Below are 26,552 nucleotides of genomic sequence, written 5' to 3'. Positions count from 1 at the left end.
CTTCGATTATGCACCGGTTTTTTAAGACCAGTCAAACTTTTTGAAGACTTTCTTTGCCGACTCGCAAGCAGAACTCCCAGGAGGACCGCCTACTCATAACACCCGAAGGCGTTGTCAGCGCAGCCTTCGATTATGCATCGTTTTTGCCCGCATCGTCAACCTTCGGGGATTTTTTCGCTCGGCCTTCAAAGAAGCCTTCCGAAAGTCATCGAGGGCCTCCTCCCCTTCAGGTGAACGAGTCCACCTCTCTCCATACAGACAAGAAAAAAGCCGCTCAAGAGCGGCTTTCGCATTCAGCAGGTTGCTGCTTAGTAATAGCGCGAGCTGTTCATGCGGCGCATCGCTTCATACAGCGTGAGCATGCGCACTTGCTGCGAGCGGGCGCTGGTGCGGGCCAGTGCGTCGATCTTGGCAGCTTCGGCGGCAGGCACTGTGCCTTCCGATTGCTGGCGCCACATCGCAGCCTGCAGCTCTTGCATGATGCGCGGGTCGTTCTGGGCAGTTTCCAGGAAGCGGGCGTCGGCACGGGCAGCGGCGCGGCGTTCGGCGGCAGCGCGCCAGGCACCAGCGATGCTGCTTTGGCGCACCGAGCCTGCGAACAGCGCGAACAAGGCAATGGCAGTGAGGCAGAACACGGCCCAGACAGCGAGCAGGCCGCCTTCGTTCCAATTGGAAACGAGGGAGTCGGTCACCACCAGCACCGCCGCCGCGATGGCGACGATCAGCAGCGCGACGAGCGGGCGGGCGCCGTTGACGCCGGCGCGAGCGGCCTGGATCTGGCCGAACATGACTTCGGCGCGACGCACGCCGGGGTGGACAGTAGGTTGGTCAACGTGAACGAAGCTGGTCATGATGCATCCCTCCTGGGACAGTGTGGTAATCAGTGGTGGCGAACAAGGCCGATGCAGTGATATTAGGGCTTACCCTAGTGCGCATCAACTTTATCTTTCTGATGTTTATCATTCACAGGATTGATGGACGTCAACTTTCGCACGCTCGACCTCAACCTGCTTCGCGTCTTCGACGAAGTGATGGCGGAGCGCAACCTCACGCGCGCCGCCCGCAACCTCTCGATCACGCAACCGGCGGTGAGCAACGCACTGAGGCGCCTGCGCGAAGTGCTGGGAGACGAGCTAGTGCGCCGCTCCGGCGCCGGCGTCGAACCCACGCCGCGCGCGCTGGCGCTGTGGCCGACAGTGCGCGACGCTCTGCGCCAGCTGCAGCACACGCTGGCTCCCGGCGAGTTCGATGCGGGGGTTGCCGACACCACCTTCCTATTAGCGATGGCCGATGCCACCGCGGCCGAACTGGTCCCCGGACTGGTACAGATCGCCGAAAAGGAGGCGCCTGCCATCTCGCTGCGCGTGCTCCCGCTGACCACGCGCGACCCCCGCCGCATGCTGGAACTGGAAGAGGTGGATGTGGCCGTCGGCTATTTCCCGGCAGTGATCGCGAGCCTCGCGGCGCGCGGGCAGTCCGGCGCGGGGGTCGCGTTTGAAACCCAGCGGCTCTACCTGGGCCAGTATGTATGCGTGATGCGGCGCGGGCACCCCCTGGCCAACGCGCCCCTTACGCTCGACGACTATTGCGCGGCGCGGCACCTGCTGGTGAGTTTTTCGGGGCGGCCATACGGCTTCATCGACCAGACGCTGGGCGCCCTGGGCCGTGAGCGGCGCATCGTGGTGACGGTGAACCAGTTCTTCACGGCGGGACGGGTGGTCGCCAACTCTGACCTGCTGACAGTGCTGCCGCGCCACTTCGTGACCGTGACCGGCATCGACGACCAGTTGGTGCTGCGCGACCTGCCCTTCGACCAGCCGCCGGTGCATGTGGATGCCATCTGGCACCGGCGCGCCCAGCACGGGCATGCGCACGAATGGCTGCGAACGGCGTTGTTGCGCTCGGCAGCCGCGGCTTTCGCCGGGTCGGTCCTTGGGCAGAAGGTGCCCGGCTGACCGGAGAGATCAGCGAACGACGCTGAGCCAGGCCGAGGCGGCGGCGCGCAGTTCCTGCGCGTCGTGGGCTCCACGGCCGGCGCGCATGTCGGCGCTTTCCATCAGCGCGGCGGCATGGCTGGCCGGGGCGTTGGCAGCGGTGGAACGGAAGAAACGGGCCACTTGGGCAATGAGGCTGAACATGACAGTGCGCGGCTCGTGGCGGCGCTGGAGTGGTTGATGGTTCAAGAATAAGGGTTATCCCTAGTAATTCAAGCCAAGCCTTATGCGCTTCATGCATGGGGCAATTCACCTAGACTGCCCCGACGATGAAGCTTCAACTGCTCTCCGACCTGCACCTGGAGTCCCATCCCCGCTTCCATGCCGAGCCCGTGCCGGGTGCCGACATGCTGATCCTTGCGGGCGACATCGGCTCCTACCAGCAGGGCTCCCGCCTGACCGATGCCGACTTCGGCCTGGGCCGATTTTCGCCCCGCAACGGCTGGCCGGTGCCGGTGGTCTATGTGCCAGGCAACCATGAATACGACAACCTCGATTTCGACGAGACCCACGGCCGCCTGCGCGCACTCTGCGAGGAGCTCGACATCCTCTGGCTGGAGCGCGAAACGCGGGTGATCGACGGCATCCGCTTTGTCGGCACGACGCTGTGGGCTGATTTCGACGCGCTGGCCGAACCCGCCGACAGCCTGGCCGAGGCGCTCAAGAAACGCGGCAAGGCAATGCGCGCGGCCGATTTCTACCTTGAAAAAGCGGCCACCATGCGTAACGGCGAACTCTTCCTCGCCCCCCAGCTGCGGGACCAGGCGCTGGCCTGCCAGGCCTGGCTCACCGAGGCGCTGGCCGAGCCTTTCGACGGCACCACGGTGGCCATCACCCACTTCGCACCCAGTCTCGAGAGCGGCGACCCGCGCTACGGCCTGACGCCCGGCACGGCCGGTTTCTGCAATGCGCTGGACGAACTGCTGCCCCACGCCAAGCTGTGGCTGCACGGTCATCTGCATTGCCCTTCCGACTATGTGAAGAATGGTTGCCGCGTGGTAGCCAATCCGCTGGGCTACGCGCGAAATGGCGAGCAGGAGGGCTTCAGGCCCCACCTGCTGATCGACGTGCGCTGAAAAGAACATCGGCACGCGCTGTAACACGGTAACGGCCGGCAACGTACGCGCCACTGCCGCTGTGTAGACTGATCCGAGCCCATCTCACCGATGGAGGAGAGCGCCATGACGCAACAGCAAGAACAACGACGCACTTTCCTGAAACAGACCGCGGGCGCCGCCGCTGCCACCGGCCTGCTGGGTGTCTGGCCACGGGCTTTCGCCCAGGGTCCGGGCGAAGGCGCGGGCAAGGCCATGGGCCAGTTGTCGATGGTCGAGATGTCACGCCGCCTCGCCGCCGGCTCCCTCAGCAGCAGCCAACTGGTGGAGGAAGCGCTGGCCGCCATCCAGAACCCGGCCGGCGAAGGCGCTCGAACCTTCATACGCGTGCACGCCGACTCGGCCCGCGCCGCTGCGGCGCAGCTCGACACCGAACGCAAGAGCGGCCGCGCGGCCGCTTCGCCGATCGCCGGCATCCCGATCTCGCTCAAGGACCTGTTCGACGAAGCCGGCATCACCACGCTCGGCGGCTCGACAGTGCTGGCCGGCCAGCCGCCGGCGGCGCGCGATGCCCTCGTGGTCGAGCGGCTGCGGCGCGCCGGCGCGATCATCATCGGGCGCACCAATACAGTCGAGTTCGCCTACACCGGCCTCGGCATCAACCCGAACTACGGCACGCCGAAGAACGTCTACGACCGCGCGACCGGCCGCATCCCGGGCGGCTCGACTTCGGGCGGCGCGATCTCGGTGGCCGACGGCATGGCGGCCGGCGCCATCGGCACCGACACGGGCGGCTCGCTGCGCATTCCGGCCGCCCTCAACGGGCTGGTGGGCTTCAAGCCGACACAGCGGCGCATTCCGCTGGACGGCGTGATGCCGTTGTCGACCTCCTTCGACTCGGCCGGACCGATGGCCTGGACGGTGGAGGACTGCGCCCTGCTCGACTCCGTGCTGGCCGCCGAACTGCCGCGCCCGCTGCGCGTGCTGCCGTTGCGCGGCCTGCGTTTCGCGGTGCCCAAGACCTTTTTCCAGGACGACCTGTCGCCGCCCGTGGCCGCGGCCTTCGCGTCGGCGCTGGCCAAGCTCTCGGCCGCCGGCGCCACGGTCACCGAACTGCCCATGGCCGAGTTCGCGAAGGCGCCGACCATCAACCCGCGCGGCATGATCACCGCCGCCGAGGCCTTCGCCTGGCACCGCGACTTCATCAAGAACGCCGCCGCCAAGTACGACCCGCGCGTGCTCGCCCGCATCAAGACAGGCGAAACCATCACCGCGCCCGACTACCTGCAGCTGCAGGCGCTGCGCCGCCAGTTCATCCGCTCGATCAACACGGCGGCCGCCGGCTACGACGCCATGCTGATGCCCACCACGCCCGACATCGCACCACCGATCGCCGACGTGCTGAAGGACGACGACACCTACTACCGCATCAATGCCCGCATGCTGCGCAACCCCTCCGTGGTGAATCTGTTCGACGGCTGCGCGCTCTCGGTGCCTTGCCACGACGTCGGCACGGCGCCGGTCGGGCTGATGGTGGCCGGCATCGGCAACACCGACCACCGGCTGCTCGCGGTCGGCGCGGCGGTGGAAGCCGTGGTGACGCCGCGGCGCGCGCTCAGCAGCTGATACGGCACCCGCCTGCGCGACGGCCTCTTCGCGAGTCCTGGCAGGCGCAGCGGATGCCGACGGATCGGCGAAACAGCCCTTGCCCGCTCAGGCGCTGCGGCCCTTGGACACCAGGCGAATGCCGGGCATCAGCTCGGCCGCCAGCTCCGGCCGCTCCAGCGCGTAGTCGAGGTTCATGCGCGCGATCTCGACGTGCTCTTCGCCCAGCGCCTGCGCCCGCGAGCCCTGGCCGCGCTCGATGGCCTGCACCATCGCGTGGTGCGTGCGGTGCGCCTGACGCATCCACTGCTGGCCCTCTTCCATGGACGACTGCATTGGCAGCATGGCGCTCGGCGCGGCGAAAGGCTGGCCGCCCAGCATGTCCATCACGCGCTTGAGCGCGAGGTTGCCGCATCCGTCGACGATCAGCTTGTGGAAGCGGTCGTTCATCTCGACGTAGGCCGCGTAGTCGTCGATCTCCATGCTGGGCTTGTTCACCGCGCGGTCGCCGGCTTCCAGGCAATCCTTCAGGTCGCGCAGCAGCTGGCGCGGCGCACCGTCCTCGGCCAGCAGGCGTGCCGCGAAGCCTTCGATCACGCCGCGCACGCGAATGGCGTCGGCCACTTCCTGCGAGGTGAAGCGCCGCATCTGGTAGCCGCCCGAGGGCGACTGCTCGATCAGCCCTTCGTGCTCCAGGCTGGCCAGCGCCAGCCGCACCGGCGTGCGCGAGGCCCCGAGCTTCTCGGCCAGCGGGATCTCGGCCAGCCGCTCTCCGGGCACGAATTCGCCCTTGAGGATCATGTCGCGCAGTTGCACGAGCACGCGGGATTGTTGGGAGTCCATCGCCGAATTCTAGGAGACACACCCGCCATTGCACGCAGCATATTTAGCCTGGCTCGGATGTTGCATGCACAACTAAGAGACAAGTGTCAAAAACCGACGATACGCTCAGCATTTACCCTGATTTTTGCCTTCCCAAGCCCCAGATTGGGGCTGAATCGCAGATGAAAGTTTGACCTGGATCGAGGATCACCAAGAGAATGCATACAGTTGCATGCAATAAATGCAAGCCTCTTTCCACAGTCCCCACGATGGAGCCCGCACGATGATCAGCGCAGAGCAGAACGTTTTTCTCACCCGCGTCGGACCCGGCGCCCCCGCCGGCAAGCTGCTGCGCCGCTACTGGCAGCCGGTGGCCCTGGCCGACGAACTGGCGGGCCCGCGCCCGGTCAAGCCGGTGAAGCTCATGGGGCAGGACTTCGTCCTGTTCCGTGACGAGAGCGGCCAGCTCGGCATGCTCGACCGCGACTGCCCGCACCGCGGCGCCGACCTCGCCTTCGGCCGCCTCGAGAACGGCGGCATCCGCTGCGCCTTCCACGGCTGGCTGTTCGACGCCAAGGGCAACTGCCTCGAGACCCCCGCCGAGCCCGCCACCAGCAAGCTGTGCAGCCGCATCAAGCAATCGGCCTACCCGGTGGTCGAGAGGGCCGGCGTGGTCTTCGCGTACATCGGCGAGGGCGAGCCCCCGGCCTTCCCCGAGTTCGACTGCTTCGTGGCGCCCGACAGCCACACCTTCGCCTTCAAGGGCCTGTTCGAGTGCAACTGGCTGCAGGCGCTCGAGGTGGGCATCGACCCGGCGCACGCCTCGTACCTGCACCGCTTCTTCGAGGACGAAGACACCTCCGAGAGCTACGGCAAGCAGTTCCGCGGCGCCTCGGCCGACTCCGACATGCCCATCACCAAGGTACTGCGCGAGTACGACCGGCCCGACATCAGCGTCGAGCCCACCGACTACGGCTTTCGCCTGAAGGCGCTGCGCAAGCTGTCCGAAGACACCACCCACGTGCGCGTGACCAACGTGGTGTTCCCGCAGGCCTTCGTGATCCCGATGAGCGCGGAGATGACCATCTCGCAATGGCACGTGCCGGTGGACGACACGCACTGCTACTGGTACGCCATCTTCACCAGCTTCACCGGCCCGGTCGACAAGCAGCAGATGCGCGACCAGCGCCTGAAGCTCTACGAGCTGCCCGACTACACCTCGCGCAAGAACAAGCGCAACAACTACGGCTACAGCATCGAGGAGCAGCTGACCGAAACCTACACCGGCATGGGCGACGACATCAACGTGCACGACCAATGGGCGGTGGAGTCGCAGGGCCCGATCCAGGACCGCACGCGCGAGCACCTGGGCAGCACCGACAAGGGCATCATTGCCTACCGTCGCGTGCTGGTGAAGGCTATCGAGGCCACGCTGGCCGGCGAGAGCGCACCGATGCTCATCGACGCCGCACAGGCCAGCGCGATGACCGGGCCGCCCTCCATCGACGGCATCGGCCGCAACATCAGCGACGAAGCCGCCACCGAGGCCTACTGGCAGGACGCCGACCGCGCGCGCCGCCTGAAGTCCGACTGGGCCTCTGCACGGCTCGCTGCCTGAACACGCGCCATGACCAGCCACACATTCGTCGACCGCTTCGGTCTCTGGTCCGACGACCAGCACGCGCAAGCCAGGGAACTGGTGCGCCGCATCGACAGCGGCGAGGTCGACCTCGTCCGCTTCGCCTGGCCCGACCAGCACGGCATCCTCCGCGGCAAGACGCTGGTCGCCGCCGAGGCGCGCTCGGCCCTCTGGGAAGGCGTGAACCTCACCTCCACCCTGCTGGCCAAGGACACATCCCACAAGACCGTGTTCCCGGTGTTCACGCAAGGCGGCGGCTTCGCCATCGAAGGCCTGCAGGGCGGCGCGGACTTCACCATCGTGGCGGACCCCGCCACGTTCAAGGTGCTGCCATGGTCGTCGCGCACCGGCTGGGTGATGTGCGACGCCTACATGGCCGACGGCACGCCCTGCCCCTTCGCGACGCGGCAGATCCTGCAGCGCGCGGTGCGCCAGCTCGACGAGCTGGGTCTGGACTTCATCGCCGGCCTCGAAGTGGAGTTCCACGTCTTCAAGCTCGACGACGCGCGCATGGGCCTGTCCGATTCGGGCCAGCCGGGCGAGCCGCCGCGCGTGTCGCTGCTGTCGCACGGGCACCAGTACCTCACCGAGCTGCGCTACGACCGCGTCGACACGCTGATGGAGCTGCTGCGCTCGAACCTCATCGCGCTCGGCCTGCCGCTGCGTTCGCTCGAGATCGAGTTCGGCCCGAGCCAGTTCGAGTTGACCTTCGGCCCCACCGCCGGCGTGATGCCCGCCGACACCATGGTGCTGCTGCGCAGCGCCATCAAGCAGATCTGCCAGCGCGCCGGCCTGCATGCCACCTTCATGTGCCGCCCGAAGATCCCGAACGTGATGTCCAGCGGCTGGCACCTGCACCAGTCGCTGCGCCGCAAGAGCGACGGTGTGAACGCGTTCATGCCGCAGGCCGAGGGCCAGACCCTGAGCGAAATCGGCATGCACTACCTCGGGGGCCTGAAGGCGCACGCCTGCGGCGCGGCGGCGCTGGCGAGCCCCACCATCAACGGCTACCGGCGCTACCGCCCCTTCTCGCTCGCGCCCGACCGTGCGATCTGGGCACGCGACAACCGCGGCGCGATGCTGCGCGTGCTCGGCGGGGTGGGGCAGAACGCCTCGCGCATCGAGAACCGCGTGGGCGAGCCGACGGCCAATCCGTACCTGTACCTCGCGTCGCAGCTGTTCTCGGGCCTGGACGGCATCCACCACAAGACCGACCCCGGCCCTTCGGCCGACGCGCCTTACGAAACGCCGGCCGAACAACTGCCGCGCTCGTTGGGCGAGGCGCTGGCCTGCCTGCGCCGCGACGAAATGCTCAACGCGCAGATGGGCAAGACCTTCGTCGACTACCTCTGCCACATCAAGGAAGCGGAGATCGCCCGCTTCAACCTCGAGGTCTCGGAATGGGAGCACCGAGAGTATTTCGACATGTTCTAGCCCCGAGACCCATGCCCACGATCCACTACATCCTCAAGGACGGCGCCACGCGCGCGGTCGACGCCAAGGTCGGCGCCAGCGTGATGGAGACCGCCATTCGCGGCAACGTGCGCGGCATCGACGCCGAGTGCGGCGGCTGCTGCTCCTGCGCCACCTGCCACGTCTACGTGGACGACGCCTTCGTCGACCTGCTGCCACCGCCCGACGACATGGAGAGCGCGCTGCTCGACGCCGTCGCCTCCGAGCGCAAGCCTGGCTCGCGCCTGAGCTGCCAGCTCAACATCACCACGGCCTTCGATGGCCTCACGGTGCGCGTGCCCGATACCCAGATCTGAAGCGCGGCTCGGGCATCATCGCCCGCTTTGCACATCCGGTTACACGACAGCGGCGCCCGAGCGGCCGCATCCATTCCACCTGAAAGGCGTTTTCCAATGACGATGACCAAGAGAACCATCCTCTCGACCCTGCTGCTGGCCGGCCTCGGCCTGCTGGGTGCCGCGGCGCAGGCCGCCGACGAGCCGCTGCGCATCGGCCTCATTGCCACCTACTCCGGCCCCTACGCCGACTACGGCCGCCAGTTCGACGCCGGCATCGCGCTCTATCTGAAGGAGCATGGCGGCAAGGTCGGTGGCCGCACGGTTGAGATCATCAAGAAAGACACCGCCGGCCCCGCGCCCGACGCCGCCAAGCGCATCGCGCAGGAGCTGATCGTGCGCGACAAGGCGAGCATCCTCACCGGCCTGGACTTCAGCCCCAACGCATACGCAGTGGGCGCCATCGCCACGCAGGCCAAGATCCCGACCATCGTGATGAACGCCGCCTCCTCGGCCATCACCACCAGTTCGCCCTACGTGGCGCGCCTGTCGTTCACCGTGCAGCAGGTCACCGACCCGATGGCGCGCTACATGCTCAAGGAAGGCATCAAGGACGCGTACACGGTCGTGGCCGACTACGCCTCGGGCGTCGATGCGGAAACCGCCTTCAAGAAGACCTTCACCGCCGGCGGCGGCAAGGTCTCGGGCGAAGTGCGCACGCCGATGAACAACCCCGACTTCTCGGCCTACGTGCAGCGCATCAAGGATGCCAAGCCCCAGGCCGTGTTCTTCTTCTTCCCCTCGGGCGTGATGCCGCCGGCCTTCCTGAAGGTGTGGAAGGAGCGCGGCATGGAACAGGCCGGCATCAAGCTCTACGCCACCGGCGAGGCCACCGACGACAGCTACCTCGACGCCACCGGCGACGTGGCGCTGGGCCTGGTCACCAGCCACCACTACTCCTTCGCGCACCCCTCGGCCAAGAACCAGAAGTTCGTGAAGGACTTCGCCGCCGACAACGGCACCAAGCTGCGCCCGAGCTACTTTGCCGTGACCGCCTACGACGCCATGGCCGCCATCGACCTCGCGCTGGCCAAGACCAAGGGCGACACCGGCGGCGACAAGTTCATGGACGCGCTCAAGGGCCTGAGCTTCGAGAGCCCGCGCGGCCCGATCGAGATCGATGCGGCCACGCGCGACATCGTGCAGACCGTCTACATCCGCAAGACGGAGCGCGTGAACGGCCAGCTGGTGAACGTCGAGTTCGACAAGTTCGACCGCGTGAAAGACCCGGCCAAGGAAGCCGCCGCCAAGTAAGCAAGCCAGCAGGAAATTCATGGGCATCGTGATCTTCGATGGAGTGGCCTACGGCATGCTCCTGTTCCTCATCGGCGTGGGCCTGTCCATCACGATGGGGCTCATGAATTTCGTCAACCTCGCGCACGGCAGTTTCGCGATGGTGGGCGGCTACACGGCCAGCGTGCTGATGAACCACTTCGGCCTGGGCTTCAGCCTCTCGCTGGCAGCGGCCTTCGTGTCGGCGGCGGTGGTGGGCGCGGTGCTGGAGTTCGTGTTCTACCGGCGGCTGTACCGCGCGCACCCGCTCGACCAGGTGCTGTTGTCGATCGGCGTGGTGTTCGTGTCGATCGCCGCGTTCACGTACTTCTTCGGCCCGACGATGCAGCCCTTCACGCTGCCGCCGGCACTCGACGGCCAGGTGTCGCTGCTGGGCCTGGAGGTGGGCCGCTACCGTCTGTTCCTGATCGTCTGCGGCGTGGCCGTGCTGCTTGCGTTGCTGCTGGGCCTGGGCAAGACGCGCTATGGCGCGATGGTGCGTGCGGCGGTGGACAACCAGCGCGTGGCGGGCGGCACCGGCATTCACGTGCAGCGCCTGTTCTTCCTGACCTTCTCCCTGGGCTGCGGCCTCGCCGGTCTTGGCGGTGCGTTGAGCCTCGGCATGCTGGGGCTGGAGCCGTCGTTCCCGCTCAAGTACCTCGTCTACTTTCTGATGGTGGTGTGCGTGGGCGGCGCGGGCACCGTCACCGGGCCGTTCATCGCGGCGCTGCTGGTCGGCATCGTCGACGTGGCGGGCAAGTACTACCTGCCTGAAGCTGGCGCCTTTCTGATCTACGTCTTCATGATCGTCATGCTGCTGGTGCGGCCCAACGGCATCGTCGCGAAGAAGGGGCTCGCATGATGTGCGCGTTTCCTTCGGGGTGCACTCACGCCGACACGGTGGACATTCGCGGAGGGGGAGTACCCGACGCCCTGTGCACGCACCCCGAACAGCAGCGCTCAAGACAAGCACAAGCGATAGAACGCGCATGAAGCCAGTCACCCTCTCCCCCACTCAACTGCGCGCTGCCGAAATCGCCTTCTGGCTGGCTTTGGCGTCGAGCTTCTTCCTGCTGCCCGACAAGCTCACGCTGATGAGCCAGGTGATGATCTTCGGCCTCTTCGCGGTGTCGCTCGACATGGCGCTGGGCTATGCGGGCATCCTCACCGTGGGCCATGCGGCCTTCTTCGGTGCTGGTGCGTACGCGGCCGGCCTGCTCGCCAAGTACGGCTGGAGCGAGCCCTTCACCGGCCTGCTGTTCGCACTCGCGGTGTGCGGCGTACTGGGCTATGTGCTGAGCTACCTCGTCGTGCGCGGCGCCGACCTCACACGGCTCATGATCACCATCGGCGTGTGCGTGCTGCTGTTCGAAGTGGCCAACCGCCTCTCGGGCATTACCGGTGGCACCGACGGCTTGCAAGGCGTGGCGATTGCACCCGTGCTCGGCCTCTTCGACTTCGACCTCTACGGCAAGACCGCCTTCGGCTATGCCTTCGGCGTGGTGCTCGCGATGTTCCTGCTCGTGCGGCGGGTGCTGCGCTCACCCTTCGGCCTGGCTCTTCGCGGCATCCACGACAGCCGCAAGCGCATGCTCGCCATCGGCTCGCCGGTGGAGGCGCGGCTGCGCATGGCCTATGCCTTCTCGGCCGCGGTGGCCGGCGTGGCGGGGGCGCTGCTGGCGCAGACCACGCAGTTCGTCGGCATCGAGTCGATCGGCTTCAATCGCTCGGCCGAAGTGCTCATCATCCTCGTGCTGGGCGGCACCGGCCGTCTGTACGGCGGACTGATCGGCGCCATCGTCTACATGCTCGTGCACGACTGGTTCGCCGACATGACCCCCCAGTACTGGATGTTCTGGCTCGGCATCTTCCTGATCGCGGCGGTCATGCTGGGCCGCGGCGGCATCATGGGCGCGCTGTCGCGCTTCGTTCGCACGGGGAAGGCGCGATGAGCTCGAGCACCACGCACACCTTGCGCACCCAGGGCCTGGGCATCCGCTTCGGCGCGTTCCAGGCCGTGAGCGACGTGAGCCTGTCGCTCGAACCCGGCGCGCGGCAAGCGCTGATCGGCCCCAACGGCGCCGGCAAGACCACGCTCATCAACCTGCTCACCGGCGTGTTCAAGCCCACCAGCGGCTCGATCCACATGGGCGAACGCGACATCACGCGCCTGTCGTGCGACAAGCGCGCACGCATGGGCCTGGCGCGCACGTTCCAGATCAACACGCTGTTCCCCAGCCTCACGCCGCTGCTGTCGGTGGTGCTGGCGATCAGCGAGCGCGAAGGGCTGGGCGCCACCTGGTGGCGGCCGCTCAAGGGCTGCAGCGCGGTGTTCGACGAAGCGCATGCGCTGCTCGGCACGCTCAGGCTCGACAGCCTGGCCGACGTGCCCGTGGCCGAGCTGGCCTACGGCAAGCAGCGCCTGCTCGAGATCGCGCTGGCGCTCGCGGCCAAGCCCCGCATCCTGCTGCTCGACGAGCCCGCCGCCGGCGTGCCGCAGGACGAGAGCGGCGAGCTGTTCGAGGCCATCGCGGCGCTGCCGCAGGACATCAGCGTGCTGTTCATCGAGCACGACATGAAGCTCGTCTTCCGCTTCTCGCGCCGCATCTCGGTGCTGGTCGGCGGACGCATCCTCACCGAGGGCACGCCTTCGGACATCGGCGCCGACCCGCGCGTGCGCGAGGTCTACCTGGGAAGCTCGCATCACCATGCCTGAAGCACTCGCCTTCGACCGCATCACCGCCGGCTACGGCAACGCCGTCGTGCTCGACCGGCTCGACTTTTCGCTGCAGCAAGGCGAGAGCCTCGCCATCCTCGGGCGCAACGGCGTGGGCAAGACCACGCTGCTGGAAACGCTGATGGGCAACACCCGCGTGATGCAGGGCGCGATCCGTTGGCAGGGCGCCGACATCTCGCGCTGGCCGTCGCACCAGCGCGTGCGTGCGGGGCTGGGCTGGGTGCCGCAGGAGCGCGAGGTGTTCCCGTCGCTCACGGTGGAAGAAAACCTCACCGTGATCTCGCGGCTCGGCGGCTGGAACCTCCAGCGCGTCTACGACTTCTTCCCGCGCCTGCGCGAGCGGCGCGGCAACTACGGCAACCAGCTCTCGGGCGGAGAACAGCAGATGCTGGCCATCGGCCGCGCGCTGATGACCAACCCCAAGCTGCTGCTGCTCGACGAGCCGATGGAGGGCCTCGCGCCGATCATCGTGGAAGAGCTGGCTGCTGCTATTCGCCGTTTGTGCGAGTCGGAAGGACTGGCGTCGATCGTGGTGGAGCAGCACCCTGTGCTGGCGCTGGAGATGACCCACAAGGCCATCGTGCTGGAGCGCGGGACCGTCGTGCACGCGGGGCCCAGCAGCGAACTGGCTTCGAACCAGGAACTGCTGGAAGGCTTGCTGGGCGTCGGGGTTTGATTGCCAGAACACCGCGGAACCGGCTTTGCCGGGCCGCAGGTGTTGCCCCCGGCGAGGGGGTTGGCGAAGCGACACGAAGTGCGCGAAGCCCGGGGGAGGACCAGGCCTAGCTCAGCATCTGCCCACGGCTGCCGATCACGGCCACGTCCACGAACTGGCCGCCTTCACGGTTCGTGCGGCCGTAGTTGATCTTCACCCCACCCAGGTCGAAGTTCTCGATGCTCGCCAGTCCCGACATCACCGAGGCACGCGTCAGCGAGCCGCCGGCGCGGCGCATGCCTTCCGCCAGCACGGCCGCGTTCATGTAGCCCTCGAGGCTCGTGAGCGAGAACTCCTTGACGCCGCTGGCCACCATGTCGGCCTGGTAGCGGCGCACGATCTCGTACTTGGTCGAATACGGCGACGGCACCACGATCACGAAGCCCAGGCCGCGCGCCAGGTCGCCCATGGCCGCGAGCGCGCTGGCCGTGATCGACAGGCCGTAGGCCGAGCTGCTGTTGCCCGCTTCGCGCAATGCCTTCAGGAACACCGGTGCCGTGCCGGCCAGGCCGACCACGATGACCTGCGGCTTGGCCTTGGCGATGGCGTCGGCGGCGGGGCCGACTTCCATGCTGGTGGTGTTGGGCGTGGTCGCGATCACCGCCGGCTCCAGCTTGGCCTTGACCAGCGCATTCTTGAAGGCCCCCAGCACCGACTGGCCGAGCGGATCATCCGAATGCACGAGGCCGATACGGCTCTGGCCCAGCACGATGGCCGTGCTCACGAGCTTGTCGACTTCCTGGTCGTAGTTGGCGCGCACCCAGAAGGTGTTCGGCGAAACCTTCTTGCGCAGCGAGATGGTGCCGGTGATCGGGCCGACCACGGCGATGCCGGGGACCGCATCCATCACCGCGGCCGTCTGGCGCGTGCCCAGCGGATGCACCAGCGCGAGCACCGAGCTGTCCTTCTCGAAGGCCAGCGCGTTGGCCTTGGCCACCTCGGGCTTGAACGTGTCGTCTGCAATCACGAGCTCGACCTTGGTACCGTTGATGCCGCCCGCCTTGTTCAGCGCGTTGAAGAACGCGCTCGACCCCTGGTAGAGACCCTGCCCGTTGGCCTTCTCGACACTGCTGTTGTCGAAGGTAGCGCCGACGCGCACCGCCCGCGTCTGCGCAAGCGCCGGAAATCCCAAGCCCGCTGCAGCGGTTGCGGCCAGCCCGGTCAGCGCACGGCGACGGCTGGTGGAAAGCGGCGCAATCGATTCGCGCGGCACAGGAACGGTCATGGGGGAAATCTCCAGGAGCCCTCCAAAGGGCAGTGACAAAACTTCACATTTCTACTAGAAATGTAACGCACTCCCTCCTCCTGGAAAGGACGTTCGGACTCAGCCAGTCAGCTGTCTACAACAGTTCCTCGCCCACGATGGGCAGCAGCAGCCAGTTCTTGAAGCGCAGCCAGAGGAATTCGCCGGGTTCGTCCTCGTGGACGATGTCGCCGCCGGCATCGTCGTACTCGAGCCACTGCACGCGCCGGCCGTCGGGCCCGAGCCGCAGCCTGTAGCCCAGGTTGAGGCGCTCGCCGCCGAGCAGCTTGTCGTAGTCCTTCACCAGTTCCGGGCTGTCGATCACGAGGCCCATTTCGGTATTGACGGCGGCCGAGCGGTGGTCGAGGTTCATCGAGCCGACGAAAAACCGGTCGTCGTCGACCACTGCGAGCTTGGCGTGCAGCCGGCTGATCGACTTGCCGAAATCCCCGAACCGGCCCGAGCGCCCCGTGAGCGTGGGCGCGATCTCGTAGATGGTGACGCCGATCTTCAGCATGTCGGCGCGGTAACGCTCGTAGCCTGCGTAGGCGAGCGGCTCGTCGGTCGCACCGAGCGAGTTGGTGACCACCGTGATGCGTCCGCCCTGCTCGATGGCCTTCTTCATCATCGCCATGCCGCGCGCGCCGGGAATGAAGTACGGCGAGCCGATCTTGACCTCGCGCTTCGCCGAATTGATGACGCCGAGCGCGCCCTCGGTCACGCTGCCCTCGAAGGCCGCCTCGGGCTTGCGCGTGATCTTCTCGGGGTCGTCCACGAACAGCTTGAACGGCGCCCAGTGGCGATCGACATCGCCGGTGATCAGCTCCTGGCCCACCGGCGGCTTGTCGAGGACGTCGCGCGGGCGCATCGGCACGTCGGGCACCGCGGTGCGAGCGATGGCGTCGAAGCGCTTCTGCGCCTCTTCCACCGGCATGCGCAGCGGCGCGATCTGCTCGATGGGACGCACGTGTTCGCTGTTCCAGTAGCGGTCGAAGCCCTCGGACATCTGGCGCACTACGGGGCCGCTGGACAGCACGTCCATGTCGATGAAGTTCGCCGCCGTGCTGCGCATGAAGTACTCGTTGGCGATATTTCTGCCGCCCGACACCGCGAAGCTGTTGTCGGCCACCAGCAGCTTGTTGTGCATGCGATGGTTGATGCGGCCGAAGTCGGTCAATGAAGACAGCAGCCGCGCCGACAGCGAATTGGCGCGCGAGGGCAGCGGGTTGAACAGCCGCACCTCGATGTTCGGGAAGGCCGACAGCGTGCTGAAGACCTCGTCCTCGCCGGCCGTGTAGAGATCATCCACCAGCAGGCGCACGCGCACGCCGCGCGCGGCGGCTTCGCGCAGCTCCTTGAGCAGCAGCAGGCCGACGTCGTCCTTCTGGATCAGGTAGTACTGCACGTCGAGCGATTTCTCGGCATGCCGCGCGAGCGAGATGCGGGCGTCGAAGGCAAACGCCGCCTCTGGCAGCAGGCGGAAGCCCGAGAGCGCGGCGGACCCGCCCGGCATTCCCTTGGCCGCCAGCTGCCCGAGCTCGGTCTGCGCCACGTCGGTGATCGCCGCGACGTTCGCGCGCGGCACGGGCGGCGGCAGGCTGACGCAGCCGGCCAGCCATGCGGCCGCAACAAAGCCCAGGAAGGCGGCGAAACGACGAACGATGAAAGCGCGCATGGCCCGAACTGTAGCTCGCGGCGGGCCGCAGCGGCGACCTATGATCGACCCGCAAAAAAGGAAAGAGAAGCGTGCTCAACGGCTTGTGGCTGGGTTTCTTCGGGATGGCGGCGCTGGCGGCGCTGGGGCGGTGGCTCGTGGGGGGCGACCCGACCGTGTTCGCGGCCCTGGTCGAAAGCCTGTTCGCGATGGCGCGGCTGGCAGTCGAGGTGATGGTGCTGCTGTTCGGCACGCTCACGCTGTGGCTGGGCTTCCTGCGCATCGCCGAGGCGGCGGGGCTGGTCGGCTGGCTGGCGCGGCTGCTGGGGCCGCTGTTCCGGCGCCTCATGCCGGGCGTGCCGGCGGGGCATCCGGCGCTCGGGCTCATCACGATGAACTTCGCGGCCAATGCGCTGGGGCTGGACAACGCCGCCACGCCCATCGGCCTGAAGGCGATGCGCGAGCTGCAGCGGCTGAACCCCGACCCGGTGACGGCCACCAACGCGCAGATTCTCTTTCTGGTGCTCAACGCTTCGTCGCTGACCCTGCTGCCGGTCACCATCTTCATGTACCGCGCGCAACAGGGCGCGGGCGATCCGACGCTGGTGTTCCTGCCGATCCTGCTGGCCACCAGCGCCTCGACGCTGGTCGGGCTGCTGTCGGTGGCGGTGGCGCAGCGCCTGCGGCTGTGGGACCCGGTGGTGCTGGCCTACCTCGTGCCCGGCGCGCTGCTGCTGGGCGGCTTCATGGCGCTGCTGGGCACGCTGTCGGCGGCGGCCATCGCGTCGCTGTCGTCGCTGCTGGGCAACCTCACGCTGTTCGGCGTGGTCATGGTGTTCCTGCTGGCCGGGGCGATCCGCCGCGTGAAGGTGTACGAGTGCTTCATCGAAGGCGCGAAGGAAGGCTTCGACATCGCGAAGAACCTGCTGCCGTACCTCGTCGCGATGCTGTGCGCGGTCGGCGTGCTGCGGGCCTCGGGCGCGCTCGACGTCGTGCTCGGCGGCCTGCGCTGGCTGGTACACGCAGGCGGCTTCGACGCGCGCTTCGTCGACGCCATGCCCACCGCACTGGTCAAGCCCTTCTCGGGCAGCGCGGCGCGCGCGATGCTGATCGAGACCATGAAGAGCCAGGGCGTCGACAGCTTCCCCGCGCTGGTGGCCGCCACCATCCAGGGCAGCACCGAGACCACCTTCTACGTGCTGGCCGTGTACTTCGGCGCGGTGGGCATCCAGCGCGCGCGGCATGCGGTGGCGTGTGCGTTGCTGGCCGAGCTGGCGGGCGTGGTGGCCGCCATCGCGGTGTGCTACTGGTTCTTCGGCTGAGCCTTGGGCTCGACGATCGGGAACATCGGCTCGAAGGTGTCGAGCATCGACATCAGTTCCGCCAGCTTCGCGCGGTCCCCGTCGATCTTCACCTTGCCCGCGAGCACCGCCGCAGAAAAGCTCGTCTCCTTCAGCGTGACCGCGTCGAGCGTGGCCCGGCTCAATGTCACCGTGGCGTCTGCACCCGGCTGCCGTCCCGCGATGTGGGTCAGCGCCGAGTTCTCCAGCGTCAGCACGAACTGCTGGTTCGAATCGGTGAAGTTCCAGTTGATGACCATCTTCTTGCCCTCGGCCTTGGCCGCATCGAGCCGCACGCCGAGGAAGTCGAAGAACAGGTCATTGCTCACCGCCTTCAGCGTGTCGGCATTGGAGCTGCTGCCCGCCGGGATCTTCGGCACGCCATTGCGCAACTCCATCGCGCCCACCAGGTAGGCGCTGCGCCACGTGCCGGCCTCCGACTGGTAGCCCAGCTGCTCGAGCGCGTCGGCACCCAGTTCGCGGGCCGCGCGGTTCGACGGATCGGCATACACGACCTGGCTCATCGCGCTGGCCACCCAGCGGAATTCGCCCTTTCCGAAGTCTTCGCGCGCACGGGCCAGCACCGCATCGGCGCCGCCCATGTACTCGAGCGTCTTCTTCGCATAGGCCACAGGCGGCAGCGGGTTCAGGTTGGCGGGGTTGGCGTCGTACCAGCCCAGGTATTTCTGGTACACGGCCTTGGCGTTGTGACTCAGCGTGCCGTAGTAGCCGCGCGCCGACCATTCCTGCTCCAGGCTCGCCGGCATGCGCAGCGTCTCGGCAATGTCGGCGGCGGTGTAGCCCTGGTTGAGCAGGCGCAGCGACTGGTCGTTGATGAACTTGTACATGTCGCGCTGCTTCTTCAGCAGCTCGACGATGCGCTCCTGCCCGAAGGTGGGCCAGTGGTGCTGGGCGATCAGCACCTCGGCCTTGCCGCCGAAAGCCACGCGCGCCTCGTCGATGTACTTCGACCACAGGTTGCCGTCGCGCACCTCGGCGCCGCGGATCGTGTAGAGGTTGTGCATGGTGTGCGTCACGTCTTCCGCCATGTCCAGCACGCGGAACTGCGGCAGGTACATGAGCATTTCCGACGGTGCCTCGGAGCCTGGCACCAGGCGGAACACGAACTGCACGCCATCGATGGTGCGCTCCTCGGTCGGCTTGTCGATGGTGGCCGTGGGCGCGATCAGCGTGACCGTGCCGCGCGCCAGCGCCTTGCCCAACCCCGTGTCGACCTGCCCGCGCACGCCCGGCGGCAGCAGCGAGCCGAACTGGTACTGCGAGCGCCGGCTCATCGCGTTGCCCGCGAGGATGTTCTCGGCCACGGCCGTTTCCATGAAGCCCGCGGGCGCGAGCACCTGCACCTTGCCGGCCTTCACGTCGGCCTCGTCGATCACGCCCTTCACGCCACCGAAGTGGTCGGCATGGCCGTGCGTGTAGATCACCGTGCCCACCGGCTTGCGGGGCCGGTGCCGGTAGTACAGATCGAGCGCGGCGCGCGCGGTTTCGGCGGCCAGCAGCGGGTCGATCACGATCAGCGAGGTATCGCCCTCGACGACGGTCATGTTGGCGATGTCGAAGCCGCGCACCTGGTAGACGCGATCGCTCACCTTGAACAGGCCGTGGATCGCATTGAGCTGCGCCTGCCGCCACAGGCTCGGGTTGACGGTGTCGGCCGGCGCGTCGGCCTTGAGGAAGTCGTACGGCTTCATGCTCCACACAGGGCGCGCGCCGGCACCGGGCACGAGCGCATCTGGCACGGTGCCGACGAAGCCGCGCATCGCGTCCTCGAAGTCCTGCCGGTCGGCGAAGGGCAGCGTCTTCGCCATGTCTGCATTGGCCTGCAAGGTGGAGGGCTGCGGCGCCTTGGGGGCGATCTGCGCGGAAATCGACGATGCGCCCAGCGCGCACGCCAGGGCAACGAGTGCGGTGGAGAAGGAAGAAGGGGTCATCCAACAATTCTGCGAAGCGCTGCAAGCATTGGCAAATGCAAAATATGCGCTGTCTTTTTAACCAGAACGCAAAATGCAGCTGCGCCAGCTCCAGCACCTCGTCGCCCTCGCCGACCAGGGCAGCTTCGGCCGCGCGGCACAGGCCTCGCACCTGTCGCAGCCCGCCCTCTCGCGCAGCATCGAGAACCTCGAGGAGGGCCTGCAGGCGCGCCTGATCGACCGCGCCTACGGCAGCGTGCGCTTCACGCAGGCCGGCGAGCTGGTGCTGGCGCGCGCCCGCGAACTGCTGGCCGACGCGAAGCAGATCGAGCGCGACGTGCTGCAGCTCGAAGGCCTCGCCATCGGCAGCCTCGCGGTGGGCCTCGGTCCCTTCGCCGCCGGCACGCTGGGCCGTGTGGCGCTGTCGCTCATGGCCCAGCGCCACCCGCAGCTGCAGATGCGCATGGAAGTGGCCGACACCGTCACCCTGTGCGAGCGCCTGCAGCGCCGGCAGCTCGACCTGTTCATCGCCGACACGCGCGACCTGACGAAGCGGCAACCCGGCCTGAAGCTCGCGCGCCTGCCCGACGTACCGGTGTCGTTCTTCGTGCGGCCGAAGCACCCGCTGCTGCGGCTGAGGCAGGCGACGCTCGAGAAAATCATGGCCTACCCCGTGGCCGGCCCGCACCTGCCGGCCGAGGTGGCAACGCATTTCGACCGGCAGGCCCGACGGGGCGACCGCAGCGTGTTCAACGTGACCTGCGACGACGCCGGCACGCTGCGGCATCTCGCGCTCACGGCCAACGCGGTGATCCTCGCCCCCGACGCCCCGGGGCCGGGCCACGAAACGGGCGCGCTGGTTCCGCTGCCGGTCGCGGGCCTCGCGCACATGCAGACGCACTACAGCCTCGTGACCCTTGCAGGGCGTACGCTTTCACCTGCCGCCACCGTCTACGCCAGCCTGGTGGCAGAGCTGATGAGCCCGGCCAAGCAGCCGGACAGGCGCTGAGCCAAAATGGTCCTCCGCCCTCCAAGCCTTGCCGCCTTTTTCAGTGACCACCTCCCGCCGGGCCCAGCCGCCCTCCTTTTCGCCCGACGAGTTTCGTGAAGCGCTCGGCATGTTCGCCACCGGCGTCACCATCGTCACCGCACGCGCGGCCGACGGCACGCTGGTCGGCCTCACGGCCAACTCCTTCAACTCGGTGTCGCTTGCGCCGCCGCTGGTGCTGTGGAGCCTGGCGCGCGCGGCCGGCTCGATGCCCGCGCTGAGCACCGGCTCGCACTACGCGGTGAACATCCTCGCGGCCAACCAGAAGGCGCTGGCCGAACGCTTCGCGGCCAAGAACATCGACCGCTGGGCCGACGTGGCCTTCACCGAGGGCCTCGGCGGCGCACCGGTGCTGGTGGGCGCGGCCGCCAGCTTCGAGTGCTTCAACCGCAGCCGCTACGACGAAGGCGACCACGTGATCTTCGTGGGCGAGGTGGAGCGCTGCACGCACGATGCGGGCGCCTCGCCGCTGCTGTTCCACGGCGGGCGCTTCTATACCGAGCATCCCTTGTGATGAAACGCCCTGCGCTGTTGTCCGTCCTGTTGCTCGCTGCGCAGACCGGCATGGCGCAGGAAACGGCGGGGCCGCTCAAGCAGAACTGGTTCGACGATCCGTTCTTCCAGGTGTCCGCAGGCCTGCCCGCCTGCGCGATGCCCGAAGGCCCGTTCTACACGGCCGAGGAACGCCGCCTGCAGACCCACTCGCGGCTGGAGCGCGGCACCAGCTGCTGGCTGGCCGGCAAATGCACCGACAGCAACGCCTACCGCTACGACAAGCCGCTCGCGCCCAAGGTGCGCGCCGCATTGCTGGCGGTGCCGGGCGTGAACAAGGGCAGCGTGTGGGTGATGATCCAGCGCCGCTGGGTGTACCTGCAGGGCTGCGTGCCCAATGCCGCGCTGGCGAAAAAGCTCGAACGCGCCGCGCGCGCCCTGCCCGACGTCGAGACCGTGGTGCCCGACCTGATGGTCGGCACGCGCGGCAAGCCGCCCTACCCTCGGGCCGCGAACTGACGGCGCCTTGCGCGCGGATCACGCTGGCGCGGTACGATCATCGGATGAATCTGGCGGGCAATCCGCCGTGACCGACCGCCCGCCAATGATCCAGCGCAAGACCCATCTCGACAGCCTCGCCATCGGCCTGCTCATTGCCTGCTGCGCCTTCTGGGGCCTGCAGCAGATCCTCATCAAGACCACCGTGGCCGAGGTGCCGCCGCTGTGGCAGGCCTCGATCCGCATGACCGGCGCGGTCGTGCTGCTGTGGCTGTGGTGCGTGTGGCGGCGCGTGCCGCTGTTCGAGCGCGACGGCACGCTGTGGCCGGGGCTGCTGGCGGGGCTGCTGTTCTCGGGCGAGTTCGCCGGCATCTACCTGGGGCTGCAGCACACCAGCGCCTCGCGGCTCACGGTGTTTCTCTACACCGCGCCTTTCTGGGTGTCGCTGCTGCTGCCGCGCTGGGTGCCTGCCGAACGGCTGCGCGGCTTCCAGTGGCTGGGCCTGTTCATCGCGTTCTCGGGCGTGGTGCTGGCTTTCAGCGAGGGCTTCGGCCACATGAGTTCGTCGCAGCTCGTCGGCGACGGGATGGCACTGGCCGCCGGCATGCTCTGGGGCCTGACCACGCTGACGCTGCGCACCACGCGGCTGGCCACGGCCAGTGCAGAGAAGACGCTGTTCTATCAGGTGGCAGTGACGGCGGCGGTGTGCCCGGTGGTGTCGCTCGCGCTCGGCGAGCACTGGAGTTTTTCGTACTCCAGCTGGGCCTGGACCTCCATCGGCCTGCAGACCGTGATCGGCGCCTTCGCCAGCTACCTCACCTGGATGTGGCTGCTGCGGCACTACCCGGCCACGCAGATGTCGTCCTTCACCTTTCTCACGCCGCTGTTCGCGCTGGTGTTCGGCGTGGCGCTGCTGAAGGAGCCGCTCACGGCGCAGCTGATGATGGCGCTGGTCGGCGTCGCGCTGGGCATCGTGCTGGTGAACCGGCGGCCTGCGGTACAACGCAGCGCATGAGCAAGACCACCACGAATTTCCAGCCGGTACTCGACGAGATCGTTGCCTCCCTGCGCCCGCAGCTCGGCCAGGGCGGCACCGTCACCAGCTACATCCCGGCGCTGGCACGCGTCGATGCGCGGCAGTTCGGCATTGCGCTGCGCACCTGCGAGGGCGAAGAGGCCGGTGCGGGCGACTGCGAGACGCCCTTTTCCATCCAGAGCGTGTCGAAGCTCTTCACGCTCACGCTCGCCATGCAGCGCATGGGCGATGCGCTGTGGGAGCGCATCGGCCGCGAGCCCTCGGGCAACCCGTTCAATTCGCTGGTGCAGCTGGAGAACGAACAGGGCAAGCCGCGCAATCCCTTCATCAATGCCGGCGCCATCGCAGTGGCCGACCGGCTGGTGAGCCACGCCAAGGCCAACGGCGGCAGCGCCAAGGCCGACATCCTCGCGCTCATGACGAGCCTGTGCGGCGAGCCCATCGGCTTCGACGACGAAGTCGCGCAATCGGAGGCCGACACGGGCTTTCGCAACATCGCGCTGGCCAACTTCATGAAGAGCTTCGGCAAGATCGACAACGACGTCGCGCCCGTGCTCGATACCTATTTCCACCAATGCGCGCTGCGCATGAGCTGCCGCCAGCTCGCGCGCGCCGCCGCCTACCTGAGCCGCGACGGCGCCCACCCGATCGACGGCGAGCCTGCGATCACCGGCGAGCGGCAGACGCGCCGCATCAACGCGCTGATGCTCACCTGCGGCACCTACGACGCGGCGGGCGACGTGGCCTTTTCCATCGGCCTGCCCTGCAAGAGCGGCGTGGGCGGCGGCGTCGTGGCCGTGGTGCCCGACAAGCTCACGCTGTGCGTGTGGTCGCCCGCGCTGGACGCCACCGGCAATTCGCTGCTGGGCATGAAGGCGCTCGAGATGTTCGTGGCGCGCACGGGGCTGTCGGTGTTCTGATCGCTCTTCAGGCCGTGGCGGCCAACGGCGCCGAGGCCAGGCAACCCATGCCTTCCAGTGCGGCCTCCACCGCCTCTTCGAGCGGCGTGTGCGGCTCGCGCCCAAGGAAGGCCATCAGCTTCGCGTTGTCCATGCCCACGGGTGTGCGCCACAGATAGCGCATCTCGCGCATCTCGCGGAAGGTGACGACGAAGGGCGAGGCCAGCGTCAGCAGCCACCACGGAAAGGCCGACACGCGCACCGCGGCGCCGGTGCCGCGCGTGCGCCGCGCCACCACCTTGCCGATGGCGCCGCTCATGCGCGTGCCGTCGGCGTCCCAGTGGCCCGCCATGTGGAAGCACGCGAAGGGTTCGAGCCGGTCGCGCCGCGCGAGCAGCTCGACCATGGTGCGTGCCACGTCGGGCAGGTACGACCACTGGTGGCCGACACCGGCGCGGCCCGGGTAGCTCACGGCCTTGACCGGCTGCCCCGCCTTTACCAGCCCCTGCGAGAACCAGTTGTTGCCGGCTTTCGGGCCGAAGAAATCCCCGGCGCGCACGATCAGCACACGGGCGCCCTGGCGGCTCGCGTCTTCGAGGCGCCGTTCCATCTCCACGCGGATCGCGCCCTTGCGGGTGAGCGGGTGCTGCGGCGAGTCTTCGGCCAGCAGCGGGAAGGCGTCGGGGCCGAAGTTGTAGACCGTGCCGGGCAGCACGACGGTCGCGCCCTCGGCCTTCGCGGCGGCGATGGTGTTGTCGAGCATCGGCAGCACCAGCTCCGACCAGCGGCGATAGCCCGGCGGATTGACCGCATGCACGATGACCGCGCAGCCCGTCGCGGCCTGCCTCACGGCCTGCGCATCCATCGCGTCGCCGGCCAGCCAGGTGATGCCGTCGCTGCGGCCTTCGGTCGCGCCGCGCTTGAGTGCGCGCACCTGCCAGCCTGCGTCGCGCAGCTGGCGCGCCACCTCGCCGCCGATGCCGCCCGTTGCGCCAAGAACCAGAACCGTGTCGTTGCGTGCCATGAAATGCTCCAGAACAGTTGTCGATGGACGAATTCTGGATTTGGCGAGGTTCAAAAGGAATTGCCGAACATCAACCAGCAGCTATACATTTCTGTATGACTTCGAACATCGGCTGGGAGCTCTACCGCTCCTTCCTCGGCGTGCTGCGCGAGGGTTCGCTTTCGGGCGCCGCGCGCGCGCTGGGCATCACCCAGCCCACGGCCGGGCGCCACGTGGCCGCGCTCGAGGAGGCATTGGGCGTTGTGCTCTTCACGCGCTCGCAGATCGGCCTGCTGCCGACCGAGGTGGCGCTGGCCTTGCAGACCCACGCCGAGGCCATGGAAAGCACCGCGGCCTCGCTGGAGCGCGCCGCCAGCAGCCATGGTGCGGGCGTGCGCGGCGTGGTGCGGGTGTCGGCCAGCGAGGTGATGGGCGTGGAAGTGCTGCCGCCCATCGTGGCGCGGCTGCGCGAAGCGCATCCGGCGCTGAAGGTCGAGCTGGTGCTGACCAACCGCGTGCAGGACCTGCTGCGGCGCGAAGCCGAAATCGCCGTGCGCATGGTGCGCCCGAAGCAGGAGCAGCTGGTGGCGCGCCGCATCGGCAACATCGAACTGGGCTTTCACGCGCACCGCGACTACCTGGCGCGCCACGGCACGCCGCGCAAGCTCGAGGCGCTGGCCGCGCATGCGGTGATCGGCTACGACCAACCGCCGGCCTTCGTGCGCAAGGCGGGCAAGGCGTGGCCGGGCTATGGCCGCGACGCCTTCTCGCTGCGCACTGACAGCGACCTGGCCCAATTGGCGCTGATCCGCGCGGGTGCGGGCATCGGCATCTGCCAGGTCGGCCTCGCCCGGCGCAGCGACGCGCTGGTGCGCCTGATGCCGCGCACCTTCTCGATGAAACTCGACACCTGGGTCACCATGCACGAGGACCTGCGCCACAGCCCGCGTTGCCGCGCCGCGTTCGACGCGCTGGTCGAGGGACTGCAACAGTACGTTGGCGCACCGGAAGTAGCCGGCACAGAGGGGAAAATGGCCGCCGCGAGAACCCAGGCCACCGAATGACCGACCTTACCGAACCGAACGACTCCGACTCCCTCCCCCTGCAGGAAGACCGCCTCTGGCGCGACGACCGCTGGACCGCCCGCATCATCAAGAACGAGGAAGACGACGGCTGGGCCGTCGAGATGACGCGCCACGGCGACCCCGAGCCGGCACTGGTCGGCCCCTGGACCATGGGCCGCGACAAGAAGAATCCGAAGCCGCTCGACGGCCCCGCCTTCTCCACGCTGGTGAAGACCGCCGCCGAAGTCATCCGCCGCCACGAGCAGCAGCTGCACGCCACGCTCAACAGGAGCGTGACCGTCACCACGCGCGATGACCGGCGCGTGCGCGTGGCGCTGGCCATCGTGCCGGACGAGGACAACCCCTCGGCCACGCTCAGCGCCTACGACGATGCCGACGACTCCGAGCTCGCCAGCCTGAACGTGTCGCCCGCGTTCAGGCTCACGGCCAGCAGCGCGAGTGCGTGGATCGAATCCGGCTACGCGCGGCCGCGCTGACGCACCGGGTACCAACGCAATCAGCGAAATGACGTATGTGCAGCCCGCGCTGAGTTGAGAACAATCGGCTTCGACGACACGAACCCATTGCTCCACCGGAAAGCCCCGCGCGGGTTTAAGCCCCACCCGGGGGTGGGGTTTTTTTTTTTTCACAGACCCTAGCGGCGCATGCCCCACCAAGGAGAGACAACACATGAAAC

26 protein-coding genes are annotated in these 26,552 nt (G+C 67.8%); 19 read left to right on the top strand and 7 right to left on the bottom strand.

The window, feature by feature from the left end; genetic code table 11:
* Positions 1 to 308: 308 nt before the first annotated feature.
* Complete coding sequence (locus ACCC97_RS26015) at positions 309 to 851, bottom strand: hypothetical protein (protein ID WP_413335835.1); 543 nt, start codon at positions 849 to 851, stop codon at positions 309 to 311.
* Between the two features lie 123 nt (positions 852 to 974).
* Between ACCC97_RS26015 and ACCC97_RS26010 the strand changes: the two genes are divergently transcribed.
* Positions 975 to 1,955 carry a LysR family transcriptional regulator gene (locus ACCC97_RS26010; RefSeq protein ID WP_007838267.1) on the top strand — a complete coding sequence of 327 codons (981 nt, stop codon included), beginning with the start codon at positions 975 to 977 and terminating at the stop codon, positions 1,953 to 1,955.
* A 9-nt stretch (positions 1,956 to 1,964) separates the two neighbouring features.
* On the opposite strand, the gene ACCC97_RS26005 is transcribed toward ACCC97_RS26010, so the two are convergent.
* Positions 1,965 to 2,138: a hypothetical protein gene (locus tag ACCC97_RS26005; protein WP_413335833.1), complete on the bottom strand. Its 174-nt coding sequence runs from the start codon at positions 2,136 to 2,138 to the stop codon at positions 1,965 to 1,967.
* A gap of 125 nt (positions 2,139 to 2,263) precedes the next feature.
* Between ACCC97_RS26005 and ACCC97_RS26000 the strand changes: the two genes are divergently transcribed.
* A complete protein-coding gene (locus tag ACCC97_RS26000) occupies positions 2,264 to 3,070 on the top strand; it encodes a metallophosphoesterase (RefSeq protein WP_413315057.1) in 807 nt (268 codons plus the stop codon).
* Positions 3,071 to 3,175: 105 nt separating this feature from the next.
* Positions 3,176 to 4,675 carry an amidase gene (locus tag ACCC97_RS25995; RefSeq protein ID WP_413335831.1) on the top strand — a complete coding sequence of 500 codons (1,500 nt, stop codon included), beginning with the start codon at positions 3,176 to 3,178 and terminating at the stop codon, positions 4,673 to 4,675.
* An 87-nt stretch (positions 4,676 to 4,762) separates the two neighbouring features.
* Here the strand turns inward: ACCC97_RS25995 and ACCC97_RS25990 are convergent, their stop codons facing one another.
* Complete coding sequence (locus tag ACCC97_RS25990) at positions 4,763 to 5,497, bottom strand: GntR family transcriptional regulator (protein ID WP_007838272.1); 735 nt, start codon at positions 5,495 to 5,497, stop codon at positions 4,763 to 4,765.
* A gap of 262 nt (positions 5,498 to 5,759) precedes the next feature.
* On the opposite strand from ACCC97_RS25990, the gene ACCC97_RS25985 reads away from it, so the two are divergent.
* The 8 genes from ACCC97_RS25985 to ACCC97_RS25950 all read left to right on the top strand — a co-directional run bounded on the left by ACCC97_RS25985 (position 5,760) and on the right by ACCC97_RS25950 (position 13,608).
* Positions 5,760 to 7,094 carry a Rieske 2Fe-2S domain-containing protein gene (locus ACCC97_RS25985; protein ID WP_413335829.1) on the top strand — a complete coding sequence of 445 codons (1,335 nt, stop codon included), beginning with the start codon at positions 5,760 to 5,762 and terminating at the stop codon, positions 7,092 to 7,094.
* A gap of 9 nt (positions 7,095 to 7,103) precedes the next feature.
* Positions 7,104 to 8,549, top strand: a complete 1,446-nt coding sequence (locus ACCC97_RS25980) for a glutamine synthetase family protein (RefSeq protein WP_413335827.1) — start codon at positions 7,104 to 7,106, stop codon at positions 8,547 to 8,549.
* 11 nt (positions 8,550 to 8,560) lie between these two features.
* Positions 8,561 to 8,884: a 2Fe-2S iron-sulfur cluster-binding protein gene (locus tag ACCC97_RS25975; RefSeq protein WP_007838275.1), complete on the top strand. Its 324-nt coding sequence runs from the start codon at positions 8,561 to 8,563 to the stop codon at positions 8,882 to 8,884.
* Positions 8,885 to 8,980: 96 nt separating this feature from the next.
* Positions 8,981 to 10,177, top strand: coding sequence for an ABC transporter substrate-binding protein (locus ACCC97_RS25970; protein WP_413335825.1), 1,197 nt, complete (start codon positions 8,981 to 8,983; stop codon positions 10,175 to 10,177).
* A gap of 19 nt (positions 10,178 to 10,196) precedes the next feature.
* The gene (locus ACCC97_RS25965; protein WP_413335823.1) at positions 10,197 to 11,057 is read left to right on the top strand and encodes a branched-chain amino acid ABC transporter permease; all 861 of its coding nucleotides are present in this window, start codon (positions 10,197 to 10,199) and stop codon (positions 11,055 to 11,057) included.
* A gap of 127 nt (positions 11,058 to 11,184) precedes the next feature.
* Positions 11,185 to 12,147, top strand: a complete 963-nt coding sequence (locus tag ACCC97_RS25960; protein ID WP_007838281.1) for a branched-chain amino acid ABC transporter permease — start codon at positions 11,185 to 11,187, stop codon at positions 12,145 to 12,147.
* Positions 12,144 to 12,911 (top strand): ABC transporter ATP-binding protein, encoded by a 768-nt coding sequence (locus ACCC97_RS25955; protein ID WP_007838283.1) that lies wholly within the window; start codon positions 12,144 to 12,146, stop codon positions 12,909 to 12,911. Before ACCC97_RS25960 ends, ACCC97_RS25955 begins: the two co-directional genes overlap by 4 nt.
* Positions 12,904 to 13,608, top strand: coding sequence for an ABC transporter ATP-binding protein (locus tag ACCC97_RS25950; protein ID WP_007838284.1), 705 nt, complete (start codon positions 12,904 to 12,906; stop codon positions 13,606 to 13,608). Before ACCC97_RS25955 ends, ACCC97_RS25950 begins: the two co-directional genes overlap by 8 nt.
* 106 nt (positions 13,609 to 13,714) lie before the next feature.
* Here ACCC97_RS25950 and ACCC97_RS25945 read toward each other — a convergent pair whose 3' ends face one another.
* Together ACCC97_RS25945 and ACCC97_RS25940 are read right to left on the bottom strand one after the other, a co-directional pair.
* Positions 13,715 to 14,872 (bottom strand): ABC transporter substrate-binding protein, encoded by a 1,158-nt coding sequence (locus tag ACCC97_RS25945; protein ID WP_007837896.1) that lies wholly within the window; start codon positions 14,870 to 14,872, stop codon positions 13,715 to 13,717.
* Between the two features lie 115 nt (positions 14,873 to 14,987).
* Complete coding sequence (locus ACCC97_RS25940; protein ID WP_007837897.1) at positions 14,988 to 16,565, bottom strand: phospholipase D family protein; 1,578 nt, start codon at positions 16,563 to 16,565, stop codon at positions 14,988 to 14,990.
* A 71-nt stretch (positions 16,566 to 16,636) separates the two neighbouring features.
* Between ACCC97_RS25940 and ACCC97_RS25935 the strand changes: the two genes are divergently transcribed.
* The gene (locus tag ACCC97_RS25935) at positions 16,637 to 17,866 is read left to right on the top strand and encodes a nucleoside recognition domain-containing protein (protein WP_413335820.1); all 1,230 of its coding nucleotides are present in this window, start codon (positions 16,637 to 16,639) and stop codon (positions 17,864 to 17,866) included.
* Here ACCC97_RS25935 and ACCC97_RS25930 read toward each other — a convergent pair.
* A complete protein-coding gene (locus tag ACCC97_RS25930) occupies positions 17,848 to 19,836 on the bottom strand; it encodes an alkyl/aryl-sulfatase (RefSeq protein ID WP_413335818.1) in 1,989 nt (662 codons plus the stop codon). The two genes, ACCC97_RS25935 and ACCC97_RS25930, sit on opposite strands and share 19 nt — an antisense overlap.
* 73 nt (positions 19,837 to 19,909) lie before the next feature.
* Here ACCC97_RS25930 and ACCC97_RS25925 point away from each other — a divergent pair, with 73 nt between their 5' ends.
* The 5 genes from ACCC97_RS25925 to ACCC97_RS25905 all read left to right on the top strand — a co-directional run bounded on the left by ACCC97_RS25925 (position 19,910) and on the right by ACCC97_RS25905 (position 23,809).
* The gene (locus tag ACCC97_RS25925) at positions 19,910 to 20,824 is read left to right on the top strand and encodes a LysR family transcriptional regulator (RefSeq protein ID WP_413315043.1); all 915 of its coding nucleotides are present in this window, start codon (positions 19,910 to 19,912) and stop codon (positions 20,822 to 20,824) included.
* Between the two features lie 43 nt (positions 20,825 to 20,867).
* Positions 20,868 to 21,377 (top strand): flavin reductase family protein, encoded by a 510-nt coding sequence (locus ACCC97_RS25920; RefSeq protein ID WP_042674233.1) that lies wholly within the window; start codon positions 20,868 to 20,870, stop codon positions 21,375 to 21,377.
* Complete coding sequence (locus tag ACCC97_RS25915; protein WP_007837902.1) at positions 21,377 to 21,874, top strand: BON domain-containing protein; 498 nt, start codon at positions 21,377 to 21,379, stop codon at positions 21,872 to 21,874. The genes ACCC97_RS25920 and ACCC97_RS25915 overlap by 1 nt, the downstream gene beginning before the upstream one ends.
* Positions 21,875 to 21,959: 85 nt before the next feature.
* Positions 21,960 to 22,868 (top strand): DMT family transporter, encoded by a 909-nt coding sequence (locus ACCC97_RS25910; RefSeq protein ID WP_413335816.1) that lies wholly within the window; start codon positions 21,960 to 21,962, stop codon positions 22,866 to 22,868.
* Positions 22,865 to 23,809 (top strand): glutaminase, encoded by a 945-nt coding sequence (locus ACCC97_RS25905; RefSeq protein ID WP_413335814.1) that lies wholly within the window; start codon positions 22,865 to 22,867, stop codon positions 23,807 to 23,809. Before ACCC97_RS25910 ends, ACCC97_RS25905 begins: the two co-directional genes overlap by 4 nt.
* Positions 23,810 to 23,816: 7 nt before the next feature.
* Here ACCC97_RS25905 and ACCC97_RS25900 read toward each other — a convergent pair whose 3' ends face one another.
* Positions 23,817 to 24,812, bottom strand: coding sequence for an NAD-dependent epimerase/dehydratase family protein (locus tag ACCC97_RS25900; protein WP_413335813.1), 996 nt, complete (start codon positions 24,810 to 24,812; stop codon positions 23,817 to 23,819).
* Positions 24,813 to 24,907: 95 nt separating this feature from the next.
* Between ACCC97_RS25900 and ACCC97_RS25895 the strand changes: the two genes are divergently transcribed.
* Positions 24,908 to 25,855: a LysR family transcriptional regulator gene (locus ACCC97_RS25895; protein WP_413335811.1), complete on the top strand. Its 948-nt coding sequence runs from the start codon at positions 24,908 to 24,910 to the stop codon at positions 25,853 to 25,855.
* Positions 25,852 to 26,352 carry a hypothetical protein gene (locus ACCC97_RS25890; RefSeq protein ID WP_007837908.1) on the top strand — a complete coding sequence of 167 codons (501 nt, stop codon included), beginning with the start codon at positions 25,852 to 25,854 and terminating at the stop codon, positions 26,350 to 26,352. Before ACCC97_RS25895 ends, ACCC97_RS25890 begins: the two co-directional genes overlap by 4 nt.
* The last annotated feature ends 200 nt before the right edge of the window (positions 26,353 to 26,552 follow it).

The sequence above is a fragment of the Variovorax sp. Varisp85 genome (genome assembly GCF_047304045.1).
Lineage (GTDB): Bacteria > Pseudomonadota > Gammaproteobacteria > Burkholderiales > Burkholderiaceae_C > Variovorax.
This window is presented reverse-complemented; position numbering and strand designations above follow the sequence as displayed.